This is a genomic window from Streptomyces sp. B1866, assembly GCF_031932565.1.
Taxonomy (GTDB): domain Bacteria; phylum Actinomycetota; class Actinomycetes; order Streptomycetales; family Streptomycetaceae; genus Streptomyces.
The window spans coordinates 1-2503 of record NZ_JAVSCF010000449.1 but is presented as its reverse complement, the minus strand read 5'-3'; the positions used below and the strand labels follow the sequence as shown (position 1 = coordinate 2503).

The following is a 2503-nucleotide window of genomic DNA, read 5'->3' as shown; positions in this document are numbered from 1 at the left end:
AGGTCGTCCGGCTGGAAGTACAGGCCCCTGCTGCGCGGAGCACCATTACCGCAGCTGCGGCTACCTGACCCGGGGCCCAGGGCGGCAGGTTACGGCACGTCAGGCTCCGTGCCCCGGTGGCGTTCCGCCGTGGGGCGGGGCGATGTCAGGGAGTGCGGCAGGCTGGAGGGCGCGGAATGCACGCCCGCGCGGGTGCGACGCCGTCGTCGTACGGACTCACCCAGCCGGGTCGGCACCGGCCGCCGGGGCAGCCGGGCCCCCGCTGGAGACGGCCGGGACCAGGAGCGCTCTGCGCACCTCCGGACGGCGGAGCAGCGGCAAAATGTCCGGGCTCGCGGCGAAGAAGACGTCAGCGGCCTCGTGCACCGCCTGCCGCAGCATGTACTGGCACACGTCGGCGAACGGCTGGTCCCGGATCGCGGCCAGGTAGTCGGCAGCCCGTCGGATGTCTCCGTCGCGGTGTGCCCGCCACCAGCCTTCGATGTGGTGGCCGATGTCCCGCCGGGCGCGTTGCCGGGCCTCGGGGCGCTTGTCCCTGTTCAGGCCGCACGCGTCGATGGTGAAGCGGCCCCGGGGACTCAGGTCGACGTAGATCCCCTCGTCCAGCGTCAGATGGAGGTGCTGGAAGGGATCGTCCCGCGTCGGGTCGAGGAGCAGTGAGTTGCCGAGAGCGTCCTGCCGGTGCTGGTCGCGTTTGAACCTGCTGTTGCACGGCGAGCAGGCCAGGAGGTGGTTGAACCAGCAGAAGGCGCGGACGGGCGCAAGGACGACCGGCACGTGGTGGTCTATCTGGTCGGCCAGATCGTGGCCGCAGTACATGCAGCACCCGAGCCCGGCGGCCATGGTGCGCAGCAGTTCGCGCAGCGGGGCGTGCACATCGCGGCGTACGGCCGCACGCTTCCAGAGCGTACGGGCGTGGGGCAGCCGGGCGGGAACCTCACGGTCGGTGATCTCCTTGGTGAGCGCGTCCATGCGGAGGGCGAGGTCCGCGGGCAGCGGCGCGCGCCTGATCGGGATCACTCCTCAGGCGCCGGAGCTGCCAGCAGGCGGGCGGAGATCTCGTCGACCCGGGTCACCGGGGAACTCGACAGCGTGCGTTTCAGGGCCCGCAGCCGCTCCAGTTCGGCGGCGGTCGCCTGCCCCCTTACGACCGCGCTTTCCAGTTCCACGAGTTGGCGCCTGAGTTCCCGGGCCGACTCGGAGTAGGGGGAGTCCAGGCCGAACAGCTCCGAGACCGCGGAGTCGTCACCGGTGCCGTACACGACCCGGCGGTAGAGGTCCGGGCTCACGGCCGCGGGCGGGACTTCCTCGGCCGGGCCGGGCATGCGGATGAGGCCGTTCTCGTCGGCCGCCTGGCAGATGTACGGGCTGTGCGTGGTGACCAGGAACTGGACGTTCGGGAAATGGGACTTCAGCCAGGGGCCGATGCGCTGCTGCCAGGACACGTGCAGATGGGCCTCGACCTCGTCGATCAGCACTATGCCGGGCTGCCGCAGGGTGGGAACGTCGTTCTGGTGGGCGATGTCGAACGGGGCAAAATAGCGGTAGGTCTCGAACATCCGGCGGACGATGTCCAGGACCAGGGCGACCACGGTCCGGTATCCGTCGCTCATCTGCTGGAGGGGAGCCGTCTGGCCGGTCTTCTCGTTGCGCAGCCAAAGGCCCTCGGAGTCGATGTGTCCGGCCTGGTAGCCGTCCGGCAGCAGACCGTCCCGCAGCAGTTCGAAGGTCGCGTCGATGAGATCCGCGGCGCCTTCCCGCTTTTCGAGGCGGGCCAGGTGCAGGCGGGTCAGCCAGCTCACCGCCTCCGACAGCGCCGCCTTCTCGTGGAACAGCGTGCGCACGGCCGCCACCCGCTGCGGCGGCTGTTCGTCGTCTCCTCCCGACAGCCGTCGGAACGGGCCGTAGGCGGCGACGAACCACCCGGGGTAGGGGTCACCCCTCCACAAGGCGGACTCGATCTCCGGGGTTCCTTTGAATCCCCCGCTCACCAGCCGTCGCCTGGCCGGTGGCGGGAACAGCGCCTCGTCCTGCGGCGCGACGGGCAAGGGCTCGGTCAGCCAGTCCAGCGACACGGGGTGGCGGATCTCGTCGGAATCGGAGATATCCCAGATGGGGTCCCTGAGCACGTCGACGGAGACGTGTCCGGTGTCCTGGTCCTCGGGAAGCCAGCCCTCCGGGGATTCCTCCAGCTGCGGCGCCCGGGGAGGTCCCATCAGGCACAGCGCGACGGCCCGCAGCAGCGTCGTCTTCCCCGAGCCGTTCCGCCCCGCGAGTACCGTCCACCCCGCGTGGCTCCCGTCAGGCCGGGTGAAATCCAGGTCCACGGACCGGGGGCCGCGAAAGCCGCGGACCCCGTCGATCCTCAGCTTCGCGACGTACACGCGGCTCCTCCTCCCTCAGGCATGCGCCGAAGGTACCAACCTGGGCCCCGCGTGCCGCCGTGCGGCCACTCCTCCGGGTGACCACCGGGGCGGCCGGTCAGCCCTGACGCGCCGCCCGT

The 2503-nt window shown here is 70.9% G+C and carries 2 protein-coding genes; both read right to left on the bottom strand.

The window, feature by feature from the left end; translation table 11 throughout:
• Positions 1 to 216: 216 nt before the first annotated feature.
• On the bottom strand, positions 217 to 1020 hold the full coding sequence (locus RKE29_RS29290; RefSeq protein WP_312008739.1) for a hypothetical protein: 804 nt from the start codon (positions 1018 to 1020) through the stop codon (positions 217 to 219).
• On the bottom strand, positions 1017 to 2384 hold the full coding sequence (locus tag RKE29_RS29285) for an AAA family ATPase (protein ID WP_312008738.1): 1368 nt from the start codon (positions 2382 to 2384) through the stop codon (positions 1017 to 1019). The genes RKE29_RS29290 and RKE29_RS29285 overlap by 4 nt, the downstream gene beginning before the upstream one ends.
• Positions 2385 to 2503 lie beyond the last annotated feature (119 nt).